The organism is Exiguobacterium sp. s140 (assembly GCF_018617035.1).
Taxonomy (GTDB): domain Bacteria; phylum Bacillota; class Bacilli; order Exiguobacteriales; family Exiguobacteriaceae; genus Exiguobacterium; species Exiguobacterium profundum.
In genome coordinates this window covers 115,707-132,652 of record NZ_JACSJK010000002.1, presented here as the reverse complement: position 1 = coordinate 132,652, position 16,946 = coordinate 115,707, and the positions used below count along the sequence as shown (strand labels likewise).

The window sequence follows — 16,946 nt, the reverse complement described above, 5'->3', positions numbered from 1 at the left end:
TCAACATGGCAACAATTTATTTTCAACAAACCGAAGAACGCGTCAGTGATCAACAAGAGGTACGTGACTTTTTAGAATCACGAGACATCCTTTACGAAGCATGGGATATCGCGAAATTACCGGCTTCCCTTCAAGAAAACTATCAACTGACAGACGAGGACAAAGAAACTATCTTGGCGACGTTCCGTGACGAGATTCAAGATGTGTCGGCACGACGCGGCTACAAGACGGCTGACGTCATCTCACTATCCGATTCGACACCGAATTTAGATGAACTGCTCGTCAACTTCCAAAAAGAGCATCACCATACAGATGACGAGGTTCGTTTCATCGTCAGTGGTCACGGCATTTTTGCAATCGATGATGCTGAGCGCGGATACTTCAATATCGAGCTCAATCCGGGTGACCTCATCTCCGTACCGGTCAACACACGTCATTACTTCACGTTGCAAGAAGACCGTCAAGTCGTCGCCGTTCGCATTTTCGTGACGACTGAGGGGTGGGTGCCGATTTACGACAAAGAGAATGTAACTGCATAAGAAAAGGTCTCTCGCTTAAAAACGAGAGACCACTTTTTATTGTTTGACCGCTGTCGGTTTCGATGAGAACCAGCCCCATGTCGCAATCCCGACCATGACCGACCAGAAGAAAATCGTCCAAGCTGTCGAGTGGACGAACCCGTCTGGGAGTCCCATGAATTCGAATGGTGTTCCGGCAATCAATTCCTTGAAACCAGGGTGTTCAAGTACGAGCACCGTCAACTTGACCCCGACCCAACCGACGATGATGAAAGCGGCCGTTTCAAGTGTCGGACGCTGATGAAGCAACTTGACGAAAATCCGAGCTGCGAATCGCATCAAGACGACCCCGATGAGTCCACCTGTCAAGACGACGAAGAACTGACCCGAGTCAATCCCACCGATTTCCCCGAGACCAAGCGGTTTGACACTCACAGCGAGCGCGACTGCTGCCAAGATTGAGTCGACCGCAAAGGCGATGTCCGCAAATTCGACTTTTGCGACAGTGAGCCAAAATTCTTTCTTCGACACCGGCTTCTCCGTGACAGCCGTCTCTTCTTTCGCTTCAGCCGCCAAGTCTTGCTTCGGTTCTTGGCCTCGTGCCTTATACGTCATATACAAGTGTCGACCACTCATTCCAATCAGATAAAATGCACCAATCGCTTGAACTTGCCATACGTTGATTAAGAACGAGATTAAGAACAATGCGATAAATCGGAAGACGAACGCCCCGAGGAGTCCATAAAATAATGCCTTTTTCTGTTCTGTACGCGGTAAGTGTTTAACCATGACGGCCAAGACGAGCGCGTTGTCTGCAGATAACAAGCCTTCTAAACCGACGAGCACGACGACGATCCAGGCGTACTGCAGGATTAACTGCCAATCCATAAAAACATCTCCTTTTTTCTTTCAATTCCTTCATATTTAAGAGTGATCTATTTTTTAAGTTCACAGGACCATTTTATTCCCGTTCACAAAGTAAATCAATCCTCTTTCTTCAATATCTGAAGGATTTTTTCCGATTGCATATTCAAAACATGTTATGAGAGCAAAATCATACCCGTTCAGCCATCATTTCGTGATAAAATCCTAACAAGAACGAGTGGTGCTTTAAATCGCTCGAAAAAAGGAGAATCCGATTATGTCTACAAGCCATGTCGCTTTACCTACTAAAGCAGAACGACATAAATTGTTCGGGTCGGTCCCACCGATTAAAGGAACAAAGCCGACCGAAAAAGAACAAATGGTCGATTTACAAAATACACCGAAAAACTTCTTGTTCGCCCTCGACAGTGTTGGGATCTCGAACGTGAAACATCCCGTGAACGTCGAGACGCCAGAAGGAGTCCAGTCAACGGTCGCCACATTTGAATTAACGACATCGCTCGTACAAGACCGTAAAGGGATCAACATGTCTCGTTTGACAGAGCAGCTCGACGCGTACCATCAACAAGGGTGGACGGTATCAAACCGTTCGTTAATCGAGTTCGCGCAAGAGCTCGCCGAGCGTATGGAACAAACAGAAGGCCAATTGACAATCCGTTACCCATGGTTCTTCACGCGTAAAGCACCTGCGACAGGTCTTAGCGGTTTGATGAACGCGGACGTCATGCACCGTGTGACATATAACCTCGAAACGGGCGTCGCAAACGTGACAGTCGGTCTCGTCATCAACGTCACGACGCTTTGCCCATGTTCAAAAGAAATCAGTGAGTACAGCGCCCATAACCAACGTGGGTACATCACGATCGAAGCCGGTCTTGATGAGACATCGATGGACGGATTCGATTGGCGTGCAGCCCTTCTCGATGCAGCGGAGTCAAACGCCTCAGCACCACTTCACCCTGTCCTCAAACGTCCGGATGAGAAACGTGCGACTGAAATCGCATACGAAAACCCACGTTTCGTCGAGGATATGGTCCGCTTGATCGCGGCTGACTTGTACGAGATGAAACAAGTCGTGAACTTCTTCGTCGAATGCCGTAACGAAGAGTCGATTCACCAACACGACGCGATTGCATCGATCACATTCGATAAGCGTCAAGACGCATAAAAAATGCGGAACCTCTGTTAAAGAAGGTTCCGCATTTTTTATAGACTTGTCACGAGTTCAATCGTCAATAGGATGATGATGAGCATCACCCACACTGCCCAGACGAGTCGCCACTTCTCCCAGTCAAATCGCTTCATCACTGCATAGACCGTGAGGTAGAGCGCAAGGAGAAGCGGTACGACGACCCAAGGATTCTCTAGCATCACGCCTCGATGTCGCCGTCCCAAGCGAGCATTCCGCCGTCGACATTGACGACTTTATAACCTTGCGATTCTAAGTAATCACACGCCGTCTGGCTCCGTCCACCTGAACGACAGATGACGTGATAGACATTATCTTGTGCCAACTTTTCTGTCACTTGTGGGAATTCCGATAATGGATAGAGTGGTACGTTCGGGATATGCCCTGCCTCATATTCATCTTGCTCGCGCACATCGATGATATGGAGAGACTCCCCGTTCTCTAATTTTTCTCTTAATTCTGTCGCATGGATGCTTTGCATACATAGTTCCCCTTTCAATCATGGATTCCTCTTTTAGTTTACCTCAGCTTATGCTCCGACAAACTCCAGTTGATGGTCGTCTCAGCGTCACAATAAAATCCCTCGAGCTCGCATCGTTCGACGACCTGTTCGATCAACGCGCGATTGCCACAAAACAACGTGAAATGGCTATCCCAGGGTGGGACGATGAGCCATTCGTGTTGATAACCGAAAAACGTCCGATGTTGCATGCCCCACATATCAGCGGCTAGCGTCTCACTGAGATGGATGAGATGCCGTTCCGTACAAAATTCGTCTCCGGTCCAGATCCAGCCTTCTCCCATCTCCAAAAGTACACGCAACACTTGATTCTTTAGCAGATCCGACAGTTCCCCTTCACCTGGTGGGAGCACATTCTCACGTTCGCAATATTCAATGATGCGATTCGCCCCTGCTCGATCTTCGGCATGTGGTTTTAGCGCCCTAATCATCGTTCGGAGCGCATGATCGATACGGCTCACGTCACGAAAACCTAGTCTTCGCCTCATCTCTTCCCATGTAACGGCCCGAAATTGCTGTTCGACCTCGTTTTTGTCCAGATCGGCATAACAATCAACCGCGGCGGAGTGATCTATTGGAGCAAGGAATGGATGAAACGCGATGAAGACCGTTTCAAATACCCCTTCATAATACGTCTTAATTGGGTAGTCATCCCCACCACCAAACATGGCGTAACGATGTCCTTCAGGTAACAAAACGCTCTCATCTAGTTCGTCCATTTCAACACTCCTTTCTTGAATAGTTTATAACGGACCATCAAAAAAAGCACCCTTCTATAAGAAGGATGCTCCGGACTTACGCTTCGTTGCGCTCGTCGATTGCTTGTGCTGCTGTGATGAGCGTCAATTTGTAGACGTCCTCTTCGTTACAACCACGTGATAAGTCGTTCACTGGTTTGTTGAGACCTTGAAGGATTGGACCGATCGCTTCGAATCCACCGAAACGTTGAACCATCTTGTAGCCAATGTTCCCTGCTTCAAGACTTGGGAAGACGAATACGTTCGCCTTACCAGCAACGTCAGAACCCGGTGCTTTCTTCGCCGCTACGCTAGGAACGAATGCCGCATCGAATTGAAGTTCTCCGTCGATTGGAAGGTTCGGTGATTTCTCTTTCGCAAGGCGTGTCGCTTCCACAACTTTCTCTGTTTCAGGTGACTTCGCAGAACCCTTCGTCGAGAAGCTAAGGAGCGCAACTTGTGGGTCGATGCCGAACGTCTTCGCTGTCGCTGCCGACAAGAACGCGTTCTCTGCTAAGTCCGCCGCGTCCGGTGCAATGTTGATCGCACAGTCCGAGAAGACATATTGCTCGTCGTCACGTACCATGATGAACACACCTGACGTCTTTTTGATGCCTGGTTGCATTTTGATGATTTGTAGTGCCGGACGTACCGTATCAGCCGTCGCGTGCATCGCGCCTGAGACAAGACCTTCTGCTTTGCCTGTGTGAACGAGCATTGTTCCGAAGTAGTTCACGTCTGATGTAAGGAGTTCGCGTGCTTGTTCAGCCGTCGCTTTCCCTTTACGACGCTCGACGAATGATTCGACGAGAACGTCGATGTCTTCGTATGTCGCTGGGTCATATTGTGTCAAACCTGAGATGTCGAAACCGTGTTTCGCCGCAACCGCTTCGAGATCTGCTTTCGCACCGACGACGATCGGTTCTACCATACCGTCTGCTTTCAATCGAACAGCGGCTCCAAGAACACGCTCATCGATACCTTCCGGGAAGACGATGGTTGGACGAACCGGGCTAACTTTTTGCTTCAACGTTTCAAATAATTTCATAACGAATGAACCCCTTTTCTCAATTTACAGCATGACTGCTAATGGTTTTGCCGTTGACTTGTGTCTTTACGCGATTTCAATTATACACAGTACCCTTTTCAAAATAAACTATTCTGCCCATTTCGCCATAAATCGCCTAGAATCAATCATTATATGAATAGAACAGTTTCGACAAATCGACTGATACAGCCATTTTTGTAGCCGTTTTCATGTTTCTGTCCTCTGTTCTTTACCCGTCATGAATCGTGATAACCCTCACAGTGCCTCAAAGTTGCCAGTCAGTGAAGCGTGTATGGTAAAATAGACGGCGAAGCCAAGTCCCGAAAGGAGATTTTTTTATGTCAGAACGTCCAGTACCTACAACAGATACACAACATGCCGCCGCCACATTAGACGGATGGTATACACTTCATGATTTCCGCACGATTGATTGGGCTCGTTTGAAACTCGTCGATGCTGAAAAGCGTGAACAGATGATTGAGGAGTTCACTGCGTTCCTCGCCTCACTTGAAGAAGTGGAAGCAAAAGGTGAAGGAAGCCACGCCTTCTACTCGATTCTCGGCCAGAAGGCGGACCTCGTCTTGATGGTGCTTCGTCCAACATTCAACGAACTTGAGGACGTCGAGCGCGCATTCCGCAAAACAGCGCTATACGACTATATGATTCCGTCGTATTCATACGTGTCGGTCATCGAGCTCGGGATGTATCGCGGATCTGGAGACGGGGACCCGTATCAAAACCCTCATATCCGTTCACGCCTCTATCCGACACTTCCAAAGGCCGCACACATCTGTTTCTATCCGATGAGCAAGGCTCGTCGCGACGGCGACAACTGGTACATGTTGTCGATGGATGAGCGCAAAGACCTCATGTATCGCCACAGCATGATCGGCCGTAGCTACGCTGGTAAGATTCAGCAGTTCATCGGTGGGTCGACTGGATTCGACGCATGGGAATGGGGCGTCACACTCTTCGCTGAAGATTCACTTCAGTTCAAGAAAATCGTTTACGAGATGCGTTTTGATGAAGTGAGTGCGAAATACGGTGAGTTCGGCGACTTCTACGTTGGGAACATCTTACCGAAAGAAAATTTGAGCACATTCTTTAGCGTGTAAAAGGTTTACGCGTATAACACCTCGGGAATTAAGGATGATGTAAGCAAGTTATCCTGATTAACGAGGTGAACAACGATGCGCGTGTTTAAAGAAACCGATCGTGACACTGCGGAACGTTTAGATTCGTTCATCGAACGAATGGCACCGACAGCAGAATTAGTCCAACATCGATTTGAAGAGCAACTCAAACATACACAGCAAAAGGGTCAGGCGAGCGCCTGACCCTTATTTTGTCGTAGTGACGTGAAGTGCGTCGCCTAAGAAAGTAGCCAATTCCAGCATTCCGTAGCGTCCCGCTTTCGCTTCAGCATCGGAATTATAGTTCGTGTTCGTATTGACGTCATAGGCGTAGACGTTTCCGTATCGGTCTCGAATGATCTCAATCCCCGCAATATCGATCGCATTCGCTTTCAAGAACTGTTCGAGCTTTGGAATGATCGGGTCATCGAATCCTTCGACGATTTCAAACTTCGCCGGTGGCGTCTCCCCGACCGGACAGAACTGGTCTTCAATCGAGCAGGCATCAGCAGGACAGAGCTCGAATCCTTCCGACGTATCGACGCGCACCGCATACAGGAACTTTCCGCCGATGAATTCGCAGCGGGTAATATACGGTTCCGGGGCTTCGATATACTGTTGAATGAGCGTGATGCCGTCAACCGAGTCCTCGAACGAGGGACCATATACATATTCTTTGAGTCCTTCGATCGTATGGAACAATTGGACCCCGAGTCCTTTTCCGGCACGGTTATGTTTCGTGATGAACGGTGTCAAACCTAACTGCTCAGCCGCTTCGATGATTTGCGCCTTACCGACTGCCGCAATCGTCTTCGGCACGCGAATTCCTTCACGTCGAAGCGCCGTGTATTGATTGACTTTGCTCACTTCGAGGCGGATGGCACGTGTGCCGTTAAACACGGTCCGGTCATTTGCCTCTAACCAAGCGAGGACGCCTTCCGTCAATTCTGGTGCGTACCGATGCCCACGTGTGTGCGAGGAGGCACTCATCCGATTATAAAAGACACCTTCCGGGGGCATTGCTTCGAGATCAATCGTCCCTTGGTCCAAGTGCCACAATTCATATGGCAAGTTCAATTCTTTTAAACGGTGGACAAGGTGGTTCGTCCATTCTTCGTTTTCATGAATGACGTGAATTTTAGACATCATCATTCCTCCTTCTATGATGTGTTTACTTTACCATATTCATAACCGACAATTCCAATGTGTATGGTTTGCCTAATCCTCAATTCTGAAATATCAGACGATTTCATGGTATAATGAACTTAAGAGTATTGTTTCAGAAAGGAAGTGTTGTGTTTGCCCGTACCTGTTATAAGTACTGATGTACTCATTTTACTCTTCGGTCTACTTCTCGTTGCCGGTGTCATGGCGACACGAATCTCGACTCGATTCGGCTTGCCCGCCTTGATTTTATTTATGGGAATCGGCATGATCATGGGAAGTGACATTACTGGTCTCATCTTCTTTGACGACTCGAATTTAGCGCAGCTGATTGGAGTCGCTGCCTTGATTGTCATTTTGTTTGAAGGGGGTCTTCAAACGAAATGGTCATCAATCCGGAGCGTCCTCGCCCCTTCTGCCTCGCTGGCGACGCTTGGAGTATTGATTACTACAACAGTGGTCGCCGTGGCCGTTCGTTTCGTATTTGGTTTCGATTGGATTGAATCTTTCTTGTTCGGTGCGATTATCGGTTCGACCGACGCAGCGGCCGTCTTTGCCGCATTTAAAGGAAAGAATATCTCACCGAAAGTCGGTGCGACTCTCGAAGCCGAGTCCGGCACGAACGACCCAATGGCGATGTTTTTGACGATTCTCGCCCTCGACTTCATGATGAAGCCGGATACGACCATTTGGGACGGAATTTGGATGTTCGCCCTTCAAATCGTTGTCGGGGCATTAATCGGCTTCATCCTTGGACAACTGTCTCGCCTCATGTTGAACCACTTGAGACTTGATTCGAGCGGACTGCATGCCGTCCTCATGATTTCCATGGCGTTCCTTACCTATGGTGTCACAGCTTACTTATTGGGAAGCGGATTACTCGCCGTCTATATCGCCGCCATGATTGTCGGAAATGCGGATACAGCGCATGAAGTGACAATCGTCCAATTCTCAGAAGCGCTCGCGTGGATCATGCAAATCATCATGTTCGTCATCCTTGGGTTACTCGTCTTCCCTCGTCAACTCATCGAGCCGGATTTGATTTGGAAAGGACTACTCATCTCATTCGTCCTTATGTTCTTGGCACGTCCGATTGCCGTCTATTTATCGACACTTGGCATGTCATTTACGAGAAAAGAGAAACTATTTATCTCATGGGCCGGGCTAAAGGGAGCTGTCCCAATCGTCTTAGCTACATTCCCTTTAATTGCCGGTATTGAGGACAGTCAACTCTTATTCAATGCCGTCTTCTTCGTCGTCGTGACGAGTGCTTTGATTCAAGGGACGACGTTGACACCGCTCGCTGAAAAATTGGGGTTACTCGGACCGGATAAAATCCGTTCTCCGTATACGATCGCCCTCGTCTCGAGTAAACAGTCTCAACATAAGCTCGTCCCTTATGTTGTCACGGAGAGTTCTTCGATGATTGGCAAGACGCTAGCGGATATCACACTCCCACCAAACACTGTCGTGAACGCCATCGTCCGAAACGAATACTTGATTCCACCGAATGGACAGACATCCATCGAAGAAGGCGACCTTTTATATGTGCTCGCTTCGATGTATCGTCATGATCAACTCGACCAAACATTTGGTGAAGATGGGCTAGACCGAGTGGAATTATGAGTAAACGAATAACCGGCGCCTCATTTGAAGCGCCGGTTTTCTTATGCGTTTAAGTGTTTTGCTGATTGAATCAACGTCTCAACATCTTCTGTCCGTCCTTCATGAAGTGCCTCGACGATGAAACTCCCGACGACGACACCGTCACACGCTTGTCCCAACGTCTGCACTTGCTCCGGACGATGGACTCCGAATCCTGCTAAGACGGGAACACGGGACTGCTCAGTCAATCGAGTTAAGTAGGCGAGAAGCTCGTCCGGGAATACATCCGCTTTCCCGGTCGTTCCTTTGAGCGTGACCGCATACACGAATCCTTCTGCTTTTTCTAAGATGGACGTTGTCCGCGCCTCACTGCTCGTCAACGTGACGAGCGGAATGACGGCGACGTCATGCCGATTAATATCTGCGAATAACTGGAGACTCTCCTCAAACGGAAGGTCAGGAATAATGACCCCGCTCACCCCACATTCGTTCGCCCGATCAAAGAACGGTTGGACCCCGAACCGAAACACTGGATTCAAGTAGGTCATCAAGACGATTGGAACGTTAAATTGATCATTTCCTTCTATTAAATGGTTCAATACCATTTCAAGCGTCACACCTGCTTCAAGCGCGCGCATTCCTGCCGCCTCAATAATCGGTCCATCCGCTACCGGATCAGAGAAGGGGATCCCGAGTTCAATCGCCGTCGCACCCATCCGTTCTAGTTCCACGACGGTCGGGATGAGCCGGTCCATCCCGCCGTCACCGGCCATGATATACGGAACGAACGCCGCTCCTTCTCGCTGTCGAATCGCTGTCTCTAGTTTCATCGTGTCGCCACCTTCTCTCGGATTGTATGGACGTCTTTGTCTCCGCGCCCTGATAAACAAATCACCAGTGTATCGTCTTCTCCCATCGTCTTCGCGAGCGTCTCTGCATAAGCAAGGGCGTGTGAAGACTCCAATGCAGGAATGATTCCTTCTTGTCGGCTGAGTGCGAGACACGCATCGAGTGCCTCGTCATCCGTGACGGCCGCATAGCGCACCCGCTCAATATCTTTCAAGAAACTGTGCTCCGGTCCTACCCCTGGATAATCGAGTCCAGCTGAAATGGAGTGCGCTTCCTCGATTTGACCCGCTGCGTCTTGCAAAACATACATGAGCGACCCGTGTAAGACACCGACTTCCCCTTTTGTGAGGGTCGCTGCGTGTTTATCCGTATCAATGCCACTTCCTGCCGCTTCGACACCGTAGAGCGCGACCGACTCATCGTTTAAAAACGGATAGAACATCCCCATGGCGTTGCTCCCTCCGCCGACACAAGCGACGACGGCATCCGGAAGGCGTCCCGTCTGTTCGAGGATTTGACCACGTGTCTCTGTCCCGATCACGCTTTGGAAATCACGTACCATCTGCGGAAATGGATGCGGTCCGAGAACAGAACCCATCACATAGTGCGTATCGTCGACATGTTTGACCCAGTAACGGAGCGCTTCATTGACGGCATCCTTTAAGGTGCGACTTCCTGATTTGACAGGGACGACTTTCGCCCCAAGAAGTTCCATCCGAAACACGTTCAACGCTTGTCGCTCGACGTCGACCTCACCCATGAAGATGGTACATTCTAAATCGAGTAGTGCGCATACTGTTGCCGTCGCGACACCGTGTTGTCCCGCGCCTGTCTCCGCAACGACTTTCTGTTTCCCCATCCGTTTCGCCAGGAGCGCCTGCCCGATCGTATTGTTGATCTTATGGGCACCGGTATGGTTCAAGTCTTCACGTTTCAAATAGACATTCGTCCCGAGGCGACGACTTAGGTTCGACGCATAATAAAGTGGCGTCTCACGTCCCACGTATTCACGTAATAAGGAAGAGAATCGTTCTTGAAACTCAGGATCTTGCTTCGCCTCTTCATAAGCGACCTCTAATTCTTCGACCGCCTGCATGAGCGTCTCTGGAATGTACTTCCCACCATATTGTCCAAACTTCCCGTTCACTGGTTGTGCATACATCATAGTTCCTCCTTGGCGCGTTGAATGAACGCACGAATTTTTTCGATATCTTTCACACCGTCCGTCTCGACACCGCTCGAGACGTCGACGCCGTCTGGTTGGATGAGTTGAATCGCTTGTCTCACATTCTCCGGGGATAGCCCGCCCGCTAGCCAAAACGGACGCTGCGGCCGGTCGATTGCACCCCAGTCTAACACCTGTCCACTTCCCGGATTCGGATGATCCATCAATCGTACATCTGCCGTCTCCTCGGTCGACGCATCGATGATGGGCAATCCGAAGATACGGAGTTGTTCCATTGACTGCGTCCGATGGTGAATTTGTAAATCCGTCAGTCCTACATTCAACGTTTCCTCAATCTCTTCCATTGAAGGACTTAAAAACACACCAACGATTCGAACCGATTCCGGGATGTGTGCGGCCAGTGTCTTCGCAGTCGCCACGTCGATTTGACGGGAACTCGGGGCGAAGACAAACCCGATTGCATCCGCTCCCGCCTCGACCGCCGCCTCAACAGCTTCCTTTGTTTTTAGTCCACAGATTTTAACGAACATGTTTTCAACTCCTCGAGTAACCGGGTCGGGTTCTCTTCACGCATGAGTGCTTCCCCGACAAGAATGGCGCTTGCCCCAGCTTCTTGTAAACGCGCAGCCGCCTCGACCGAACTGACCCCGCTCTCGCTGACGAATGTGACCTCAGGATAGCGTTTCATCAAATCAATCGATGTTTCGAGGGATACCTCGAACGTTTTTAAGTCTCTGTTATTGATGCCGATCAACACGTCATCAAGTTCGAGGGCGATGCGCAACTCCGCCTCATCATGTACTTCCACTAAGACGTCGAGACCGATGGAGCGCGCATATCGCGTCAACTCCTGAAGACGTGTCGGATGGAGTGCCGCCACGATCAAAAGTGCCACACTCGCCCCGTAATGCTTCGCATAGTCGAGTTGTCGTTCATCGATGATGAAATCTTTACAGAGCACCGGGATGGTGACGACATCGGCAACTTGTCGCAAATCGTCAAAAGAACCGTTAAAGTACGTCGTGTCTGTCAAAACGGAGATCATCGTCGCACCAGCCTTTTCATATTGACGTGCTCGTTTAGCGACGTCGACCGTCTCCCGAATCATTCCTTTCGACGGGGACGACCGTTTGATCTCTGAAATGATATGGAATCCCTCGCTCATCACATGTAAGAGAGAGATTGGCTTCGTCACGGGGACATCGATGGGCTGCATGCCGCTAACCTCTTCTATTTTCGTTCCGATGATTTTCGTTAAATAACTCATGCTTCGACCTCCGTACGTTGTAAGTTTTGTAATACCCGTAAGGCGTGCCCTTCATCGATACTACGTTTTGCTTCTTTCACTCCTGCACGAAGCGTTGCGGTCGTACCATACGTGCAAAGGGCAAGTGCCGCGTTCAATAAGACGACGTCGCGTGCCGGTCCCGACTCTCCATTCAATACGGCAAGAAGTGTCGCGGCGTTCTCTTCTGGTGTGCCTCCACGTAGCGCTTCAAGCGGCGCCCGCATCAAGCCGACATCTCGTGGGTCGACCGCGTAACGCGCTGTCTGTTCCCCATCAAAGAAATATACGTCATTCACACCGGCGAGGCTCGCTTCATCGAGTCCACCTGCACCATGGACGACCATGCCGCGCTCCACGCCGAGATGACGCATCGCGGTCGCCATCTTCTCGAGCAATGATGGATGATAGACACCGACAAGTTGTCGTTTCGGGCGAAGTGGATTCGTTAACGGTCCGATTTGGTTGAAGATGGTCGCCGTCGCGAGTCGTTTCCGGACCGGCATGACGTGCTTCATAATCGGATGGACATGCTGGGCGAAGAGGAAACTCAAGTTCGTCCGTTTCAAGTCAGCATGTACTTCCGCTGCCGTCTTCACGATTGGAACGTTCAGTGCCTCTAGGACGTCCGCGCTCCCGGATCGACTCGAGACGCTTCGATTCCCGTGCTTGGCGACCGGAATCCCAAGACCAGCCAGGACAAAGGCGACGGTCGAACTGATGTTGAACGTATGCGCCCCGTCGCCGCCGGTACCACACACATCGAGTACGGGTAAATCACTCTGGGGGAACTGTGCCGCTTCACGAATGTATGCCGCGAGTCCTGCCATCTCTTCTGCTGTCTCACCGCGCTCTTTCATCGCCAAAAGCACTCGTTCGATTTGCGCTTCATCCGCTTGGAACATTTCGCTGGCTGCCACTTTCATATCTGCTGTTGATAATGCGTTTGTCTCCAATTGTTGAATCATCGTCGGTTCCCCCTCTAAAAATGTGTATAAAAAAACTCCACACGACAGTCGTCGTATGGAGGACGGTTCAAGACCGCGGTGCCACCTCTCGTTGATTCAAAAGAATCCACTCTCCGATGCAATCACATCGTATCCCGATAACGGGGGAAACCGTCACGACCTACTCTCTTCAGCCATGCTCTCATGAGCCCATTCACGCGGACGCCTCGGTCAGGATCTCACCATCCCTGACTCTCTGGACGAAACGTCTTCTCGCGCTACTCTTCTCAATCCTCGATTTATATTGTTGAAACGAAAAAGGGGTCACCCGTCTCCTCATAGCCTGCGCTATAAGAAGGACGAGTAACCCCGTGGTGCCACCTTCGTTGGTTCCAAAGAACCCACTTCACGGACAATCATCCGCTTCCCCGTGATAACGGTGGGTAACCCGCTAAAGCCTACTCAAAGTTCGGTTTAGAGCTCAGAAGTCCATTCGCGACGTCCCATATACTGATTCGCACCAACCATCAGCTCTCTGTCATACAGGATTCGTCGTTACTTCTCTTCGTCGACGCCTTTATTCGTTTCAGTTAAGTTAATTCGTACTATACAGGGCAGATGAATCCATGTCAAATAAAAAAAATATAAAAACTTTGCCTCTATATGTGCATCCAAAAATGAGAAACCTTCATCGATTTTTCGAATTGACATTGTTTTTTTTCGTCTGCTATAGTCGTCCACAACAACATTTCACTCAGCTAAAGGAGAATCGATTTTGGAAACAAACAAACTAAAACGCGAGCTGTCCACCCGGCAACTTACGATGATTTCCCTCGGGAGTGCCATCGGAACCGGGCTGTTCCTAGGAAGCGGTCTCGCGATTCAAACCGCTGGTCCGAGCGTGCTCGTCAGCTATGCCATCGGGGCGTTCATCGTCCTCTTACTCATGGGTGCTCTCGCCGAAATGACGGTTGCCCATCCAACATCTGGATCATTCGGAACGATTGCCGAGCGATACGTTCATCCACTCGCTGGTTTTCTCGTCCGTTACTCTTACTGGGTCGCAAACGTACTGGCTGTAGGAGTTGAAGTCAGTGCCATCGCCATTTACATGCGCTACTGGTTCCCCGATGTGAATGGGTTCGTCTGGGTCGCCCTCTTCGGTGGATTACTCATTTACGTCAACGCCCGTCACGTTCACACGTTCGGAACGACTGAATACTGGTTATCCTTCATAAAAGTAACTGCCATTATCCTATTCATCGTTCTCGGTGCCGCCACATTGTTCGGCGAACCAGGATCACCGATTGAGTCAATCACGACAGGAAACGAAGGCTTCTTCGCGTTCGGCTTTTACGGAATGTGGGTGACGATTTTCATCTCCCTCTTCAGTTTCCTTGGAACTGAGCTCGTCGCTGTCACAGCCGGTGAAGCGAAAGACCCGGACCAAGCCGTACCACGCGCTTTACGTGCGACTGTGTTCCGCTTGACGTTCTTCTATGTCATCACGCTTGCGATCATGCTCATGCTTATCCCATGGCAGCAAGCCGGGATCGACCAAAGTCCATTCGTGCTCGTCATGGAACAGTTTGATGTCCCGTTCGCGGCAGGCATCCTCAACTTTGTGATTTTAATCGCCGCCTTGTCTGCGATGAACGCGCAGCTTTACGCGTCGACACGTATGATGTACTCGCTCGCGGAAGCCGGCGATGCACCGAAAGCGTTCAAAAAAATCAGCAAAAATGGGATCCCGATGTTCGCGCTACTCGTTTCAACGGGCGGGATCGTCCTCGCCGCTTTGCTACAAGTATTCATGGAGTCGTCATATCCATTCTTGATGGGAATCTCGATGTTCGGAGCTATTTTCACTTGGTTCATGGTCTTCGTCTCCCACTTGTTCTTCCGTAAGAAATGGACTGGGCGAAAACTCCCTGTCCGCATGATGGGATATCCATTCCTCCCATTGCTCGGGGCGGTCTTACTGCTCAGCCTGATGATCACGACATGGTTCACGGATTTCAACATCTTGCTGAAATTCGGCGTACCTTGGTTGATCGGATTGACGATCATCTATTACGTGCGTGAACAAATGCGTAAAAAACAAGATCGTCCAAGCGATATCGAACAAGCCAATTAACAAGCATCCCTTCGCGACAGCGGAGGGATTTATTACGCACAAAAGCTCCTTTCGCAATCGAAAGGAGCTTTTTGGTTGATGCATCAGAAGAACTGACGCGGATTGACCGTGCTACCTGCACTCGTTGCCGAGTATGAGTAGCCGCCTTTATGAATCTCAAAGTGCAAGTGCGGACCTGACGAGTTCCCTGTGTTTCCAAGCGTCCCGATGTTCGACCCTTGCGTCACACGCTGTCCAGAGCTGACAGATACCGAGTTCATGTGCGCATAAACCGTCGTCCAAACTTGACCGTTGATGACGTGCGCGATCATGACGTGGTTGCCGTATGCACCACCCCAACCTGCACGAATGACCGTACCTGTCGCAGATGCACGAATCGGTGTCCCTGTTGGACCGGCGATGTCTACACCGTTATGGAACGTGTAACCATACGCACCACTTGCCGGACCCCATCCTTGCGAGTAGCGTCCTGAAGCTGGTTGAATGAACATCGTGCTAGACGGTGCTGGCGTCGATGTCGTCGGTGCCGGCTTTGGCTCTGGTTTCGGAGCTGGCGTTGGCGCCGGTGCCGGTTTTGAAGCTGGCGTTGATGGTGTCGTGTTGTTTGAAGACGATGAAGACGGGGTATTCGATTTATTGTCTTGTTTTTGTTGAGCAGCTTGACGAGCCGCTTCCGCTTCTCGTTCCGCCTCTGCCTGACGAGCAGCCTCAGCTTGACGTGCAGCTTCTGCTTGGCGGGCTTCTTCCGCCTTACGTGCCGCCTCTTGACGAGCTGCCTCTTCCGCACGACGACGGGCTTCCTCTTCTTCGCGACGTTGCGCTTCGATTTCAGCCGCGATCGCCTGTTCTTGAGCGACTAATGTTGCTTCAATCTCTTGAAGGTCAAAGATTTGCGATTCGAACTTGATGTTCTTCTCTTCAAGCTCTTTGATGCGTTTTTCACGTTGCTTCATTTTCTTCTCAAGCTCGGCTTGACGCACTTCGAGTGCTTTTTGTTGTTCAAGAAGTGAAGCACGCTCTGCTTTCAAGTCAGCCTGCGCTTCTTTCAACGAACGCTGTGTCGCTTCATAGTCATCAAACAACTCTTGGTCACTACGCTGAATCGTTCCAGCTGTGATCATACGTGTCACGAGATCAGAGAGATTTTTTGAACCGAAGATGAATTCAGCCCAGTTAATTGATCCGCCACCGTTCTTTTGCATCGTGGCCATACGCTCTTTCATCATCGCTTCTTGCGCCTTCATTTTTTCTTGGTAATCTTTAATGTCGGCTTCAAGATCCTCAATCTTCATCTCGGTGCGCTTGATTTCTTGGCGTTTCATGGCGACATCATTGATGATGTCTTGCAATTGCGCGTCCATTTTATTGACCTCAGCCTGAACTTTTGAAATCTCTTCCTTGTTCACTTCAATTTTTGAAGATGTTTCTGACTGGTCTTTTTTCACACTGTCGCGCTTTTCTTTTACTTTTTGTTGTTGTTCTTGCTTCTCTTTAATCGAAGTCGATGCATCCGCAACTGTATGTGTGCTGATGAGCATCACACCGAGCGTCAACGTCGAGACTGTGCGTTTCCAATTCATGAATGGGGTACATCCTTTCTTAAATGACAAACGTGAGTACCTACTACACTACATATTTAAAGCCGTTTCAGTATGTAACAAAAACGATCATTTGGTTGAGTTTCAACACGACTAATTATATCTAACTGATAGATATTTTCCTGTTAAAGTTATATTTCAATTT

General features: G+C 49.7%; 18 protein-coding genes and 2 other annotated features. Of the genes, 6 read left to right on the top strand and 12 right to left on the bottom strand.

The genetic code is table 11. The features are described 5' to 3' along the window. Nucleotides 1–5: 5 nt before the first annotated feature. Nucleotides 6–539 carry a 1,2-dihydroxy-3-keto-5-methylthiopentene dioxygenase gene (locus KNO61_RS08770; protein WP_031422074.1) on the top strand — a complete coding sequence of 178 codons (534 nt, stop codon included), beginning with the start codon at nucleotides 6–8 and terminating at the stop codon, nucleotides 537–539. Between the two features lie 36 nt (nucleotides 540–575). On the opposite strand, the gene KNO61_RS08765 is transcribed toward KNO61_RS08770, so the two are convergent. Then, entirely contained in the window at nucleotides 576–1,406 is an 831-nt protein-coding gene (locus KNO61_RS08765) for a TerC family protein (RefSeq protein WP_214687616.1), read from the bottom strand. Nucleotides 1,407–1,659: 253 nt separating this feature from the next. Between KNO61_RS08765 and folE2 the strand changes: the two genes are divergently transcribed. Beyond that, nucleotides 1,660–2,571, top strand: coding sequence for a GTP cyclohydrolase FolE2 (gene folE2 / locus KNO61_RS08760; RefSeq protein WP_012727487.1), 912 nt, complete (start codon nucleotides 1,660–1,662; stop codon nucleotides 2,569–2,571). Nucleotides 2,572–2,609: 38 nt separating this feature from the next. Here folE2 and KNO61_RS08755 read toward each other — a convergent pair whose 3' ends face one another. The 4 genes from KNO61_RS08755 to pta all read right to left on the bottom strand — a co-directional run bounded on the left by KNO61_RS08755 (nucleotide 2,610) and on the right by pta (nucleotide 4,897). Then, nucleotides 2,610–2,774 (bottom strand): hypothetical protein, encoded by a 165-nt coding sequence (locus KNO61_RS08755; protein WP_168169878.1) that lies wholly within the window; start codon nucleotides 2,772–2,774, stop codon nucleotides 2,610–2,612. After that, a complete protein-coding gene (locus KNO61_RS08750; protein ID WP_041917952.1) occupies nucleotides 2,774–3,073 on the bottom strand; it encodes a rhodanese-like domain-containing protein in 300 nt (99 codons plus the stop codon). Before KNO61_RS08750 ends, KNO61_RS08755 begins: the two co-directional genes overlap by 1 nt. A 38-nt stretch (nucleotides 3,074–3,111) precedes the next feature. Further along, nucleotides 3,112–3,831, bottom strand: coding sequence for a DUF2711 family protein (locus KNO61_RS08745; protein ID WP_214687617.1), 720 nt, complete (start codon nucleotides 3,829–3,831; stop codon nucleotides 3,112–3,114). A gap of 76 nt (nucleotides 3,832–3,907) precedes the next feature. Beyond that, nucleotides 3,908–4,897, bottom strand: coding sequence for a phosphate acetyltransferase (gene pta / locus KNO61_RS08740; protein WP_012727490.1), 990 nt, complete (start codon nucleotides 4,895–4,897; stop codon nucleotides 3,908–3,910). Between the two features lie 338 nt (nucleotides 4,898–5,235). Here pta and hemQ point away from each other — a divergent pair, with 338 nt between their 5' ends. After that, complete coding sequence (hemQ, locus tag KNO61_RS08735) at nucleotides 5,236–6,012, top strand: hydrogen peroxide-dependent heme synthase (protein WP_078147751.1); 777 nt, start codon at nucleotides 5,236–5,238, stop codon at nucleotides 6,010–6,012. Nucleotides 6,013–6,087: 75 nt separating this feature from the next. Continuing rightward, nucleotides 6,088–6,234, top strand: a complete 147-nt coding sequence (locus KNO61_RS08730) for a hypothetical protein (protein WP_012727492.1) — start codon at nucleotides 6,088–6,090, stop codon at nucleotides 6,232–6,234. 3 nt (nucleotides 6,235–6,237) lie between these two features. Here the strand turns inward: KNO61_RS08730 and KNO61_RS08725 are convergent, their stop codons facing one another. Then, nucleotides 6,238–7,176, bottom strand: a complete 939-nt coding sequence (locus KNO61_RS08725) for an ATP-grasp domain-containing protein (RefSeq protein ID WP_078147752.1) — start codon at nucleotides 7,174–7,176, stop codon at nucleotides 6,238–6,240. A 153-nt stretch (nucleotides 7,177–7,329) separates the two neighbouring features. Here KNO61_RS08725 and KNO61_RS08720 point away from each other — a divergent pair, with 153 nt between their 5' ends. Further along, nucleotides 7,330–8,820, top strand: coding sequence for a potassium/proton antiporter (locus KNO61_RS08720; RefSeq protein ID WP_078147753.1), 1,491 nt, complete (start codon nucleotides 7,330–7,332; stop codon nucleotides 8,818–8,820). Between the two features lie 41 nt (nucleotides 8,821–8,861). Here the strand turns inward: KNO61_RS08720 and trpA are convergent, their stop codons facing one another. The 5 genes from trpA to trpD are packed head-to-tail and all read right to left on the bottom strand — an operon-like array spanning nucleotide 8,862 to nucleotide 13,087. After that, complete coding sequence (gene trpA / locus KNO61_RS08715; protein WP_214872983.1) at nucleotides 8,862–9,629, bottom strand: tryptophan synthase subunit alpha; 768 nt, start codon at nucleotides 9,627–9,629, stop codon at nucleotides 8,862–8,864. Then, nucleotides 9,626–10,813: a tryptophan synthase subunit beta gene (gene trpB / locus KNO61_RS08710; protein ID WP_214730200.1), complete on the bottom strand. Its 1,188-nt coding sequence runs from the start codon at nucleotides 10,811–10,813 to the stop codon at nucleotides 9,626–9,628. Before trpB ends, trpA begins: the two co-directional genes overlap by 4 nt. Beyond that, nucleotides 10,810–11,364 (bottom strand): phosphoribosylanthranilate isomerase, encoded by a 555-nt coding sequence (locus KNO61_RS08705; protein WP_078147756.1) that lies wholly within the window; start codon nucleotides 11,362–11,364, stop codon nucleotides 10,810–10,812. The genes trpB and KNO61_RS08705 overlap by 4 nt, the downstream gene beginning before the upstream one ends. Further along, nucleotides 11,340–12,101 (bottom strand): indole-3-glycerol phosphate synthase TrpC, encoded by a 762-nt coding sequence (gene trpC, locus KNO61_RS08700; RefSeq protein ID WP_214730199.1) that lies wholly within the window; start codon nucleotides 12,099–12,101, stop codon nucleotides 11,340–11,342. Before trpC ends, KNO61_RS08705 begins: the two co-directional genes overlap by 25 nt. Then, nucleotides 12,098–13,087 (bottom strand): anthranilate phosphoribosyltransferase, encoded by a 990-nt coding sequence (gene trpD, locus KNO61_RS08695; protein WP_047794781.1) that lies wholly within the window; start codon nucleotides 13,085–13,087, stop codon nucleotides 12,098–12,100. Before trpD ends, trpC begins: the two co-directional genes overlap by 4 nt. Before the next feature lie 55 nt (nucleotides 13,088–13,142). Continuing rightward, nucleotides 13,143–13,370: a binding site (T-box leader), on the bottom strand. Nucleotides 13,371–13,418: 48 nt separating this feature from the next. Next, nucleotides 13,419–13,647 (bottom strand) — a binding site (T-box leader). 242 nt (nucleotides 13,648–13,889) lie between these two features. Here trpD and KNO61_RS08690 point away from each other — a divergent pair. Then, entirely contained in the window at nucleotides 13,890–15,203 is a 1,314-nt protein-coding gene (locus KNO61_RS08690) for an amino acid permease (RefSeq protein WP_251025538.1), read from the top strand. 83 nt (nucleotides 15,204–15,286) lie between these two features. On the opposite strand, the gene KNO61_RS08685 is transcribed toward KNO61_RS08690, so the two are convergent. Continuing rightward, nucleotides 15,287–16,783 (bottom strand): murein hydrolase activator EnvC family protein, encoded by a 1,497-nt coding sequence (locus tag KNO61_RS08685; RefSeq protein WP_214872981.1) that lies wholly within the window; start codon nucleotides 16,781–16,783, stop codon nucleotides 15,287–15,289. Nucleotides 16,784–16,946 lie beyond the last annotated feature (163 nt).

Bases quoted from the DNA above. Each gene is read 5' to 3' on its own strand.
- hemQ (WP_078147751.1), top strand. From the start codon at position 5,236: ATGTCAGAACGTCCAGTACCTACAACAGATACACAACATGCCGCCGCC.
- KNO61_RS08745 (WP_214687617.1), bottom strand. From the start codon at position 3,831: ATGGACGAACTAGATGAGAGCGTTTTGTTACCTGAAGGACATCGTTAC.
- KNO61_RS08725 (WP_078147752.1), bottom strand. From the start codon at position 7,176: ATGTCTAAAATTCACGTCATTCATGAAAACGAAGAATGGACGAACCAC.
- KNO61_RS08690 (WP_251025538.1), top strand. From the start codon at position 13,890: ATGATTTCCCTCGGGAGTGCCATCGGAACCGGGCTGTTCCTAGGAAGC.
- KNO61_RS08705 (WP_078147756.1), bottom strand. From the start codon at position 11,364: ATGTTCGTTAAAATCTGTGGACTAAAAACAAAGGAAGCTGTTGAGGCG.
- pta (WP_012727490.1), bottom strand. From the start codon at position 4,897: ATGAAATTATTTGAAACGTTGAAGCAAAAAGTTAGCCCGGTTCGTCCA.
- KNO61_RS08765 (WP_214687616.1), bottom strand. From the start codon at position 1,406: ATGGATTGGCAGTTAATCCTGCAGTACGCCTGGATCGTCGTCGTGCTC.
- KNO61_RS08750 (WP_041917952.1), bottom strand. From the start codon at position 3,073: ATGCAAAGCATCCATGCGACAGAATTAAGAGAAAAATTAGAGAACGGG.
- trpC (WP_214730199.1), bottom strand. From the start codon at position 12,101: ATGAGTTATTTAACGAAAATCATCGGAACGAAAATAGAAGAGGTTAGC.
- trpA (WP_214872983.1), bottom strand. From the start codon at position 9,629: ATGAAACTAGAGACAGCGATTCGACAGCGAGAAGGAGCGGCGTTCGTT.
- KNO61_RS08730 (WP_012727492.1), top strand. From the start codon at position 6,088: ATGCGCGTGTTTAAAGAAACCGATCGTGACACTGCGGAACGTTTAGAT.
- KNO61_RS08685 (WP_214872981.1), bottom strand. From the start codon at position 16,783: ATGAATTGGAAACGCACAGTCTCGACGTTGACGCTCGGTGTGATGCTC.
- trpD (WP_047794781.1), bottom strand. From the start codon at position 13,087: ATGATTCAACAATTGGAGACAAACGCATTATCAACAGCAGATATGAAA.
- KNO61_RS08770 (WP_031422074.1), top strand. From the start codon at position 6: ATGGCAACAATTTATTTTCAACAAACCGAAGAACGCGTCAGTGATCAA.
- KNO61_RS08755 (WP_168169878.1), bottom strand. From the start codon at position 2,774: ATGCTAGAGAATCCTTGGGTCGTCGTACCGCTTCTCCTTGCGCTCTAC.
- trpB (WP_214730200.1), bottom strand. From the start codon at position 10,813: ATGATGTATGCACAACCAGTGAACGGGAAGTTTGGACAATATGGTGGG.
- folE2 (WP_012727487.1), top strand. From the start codon at position 1,660: ATGTCTACAAGCCATGTCGCTTTACCTACTAAAGCAGAACGACATAAA.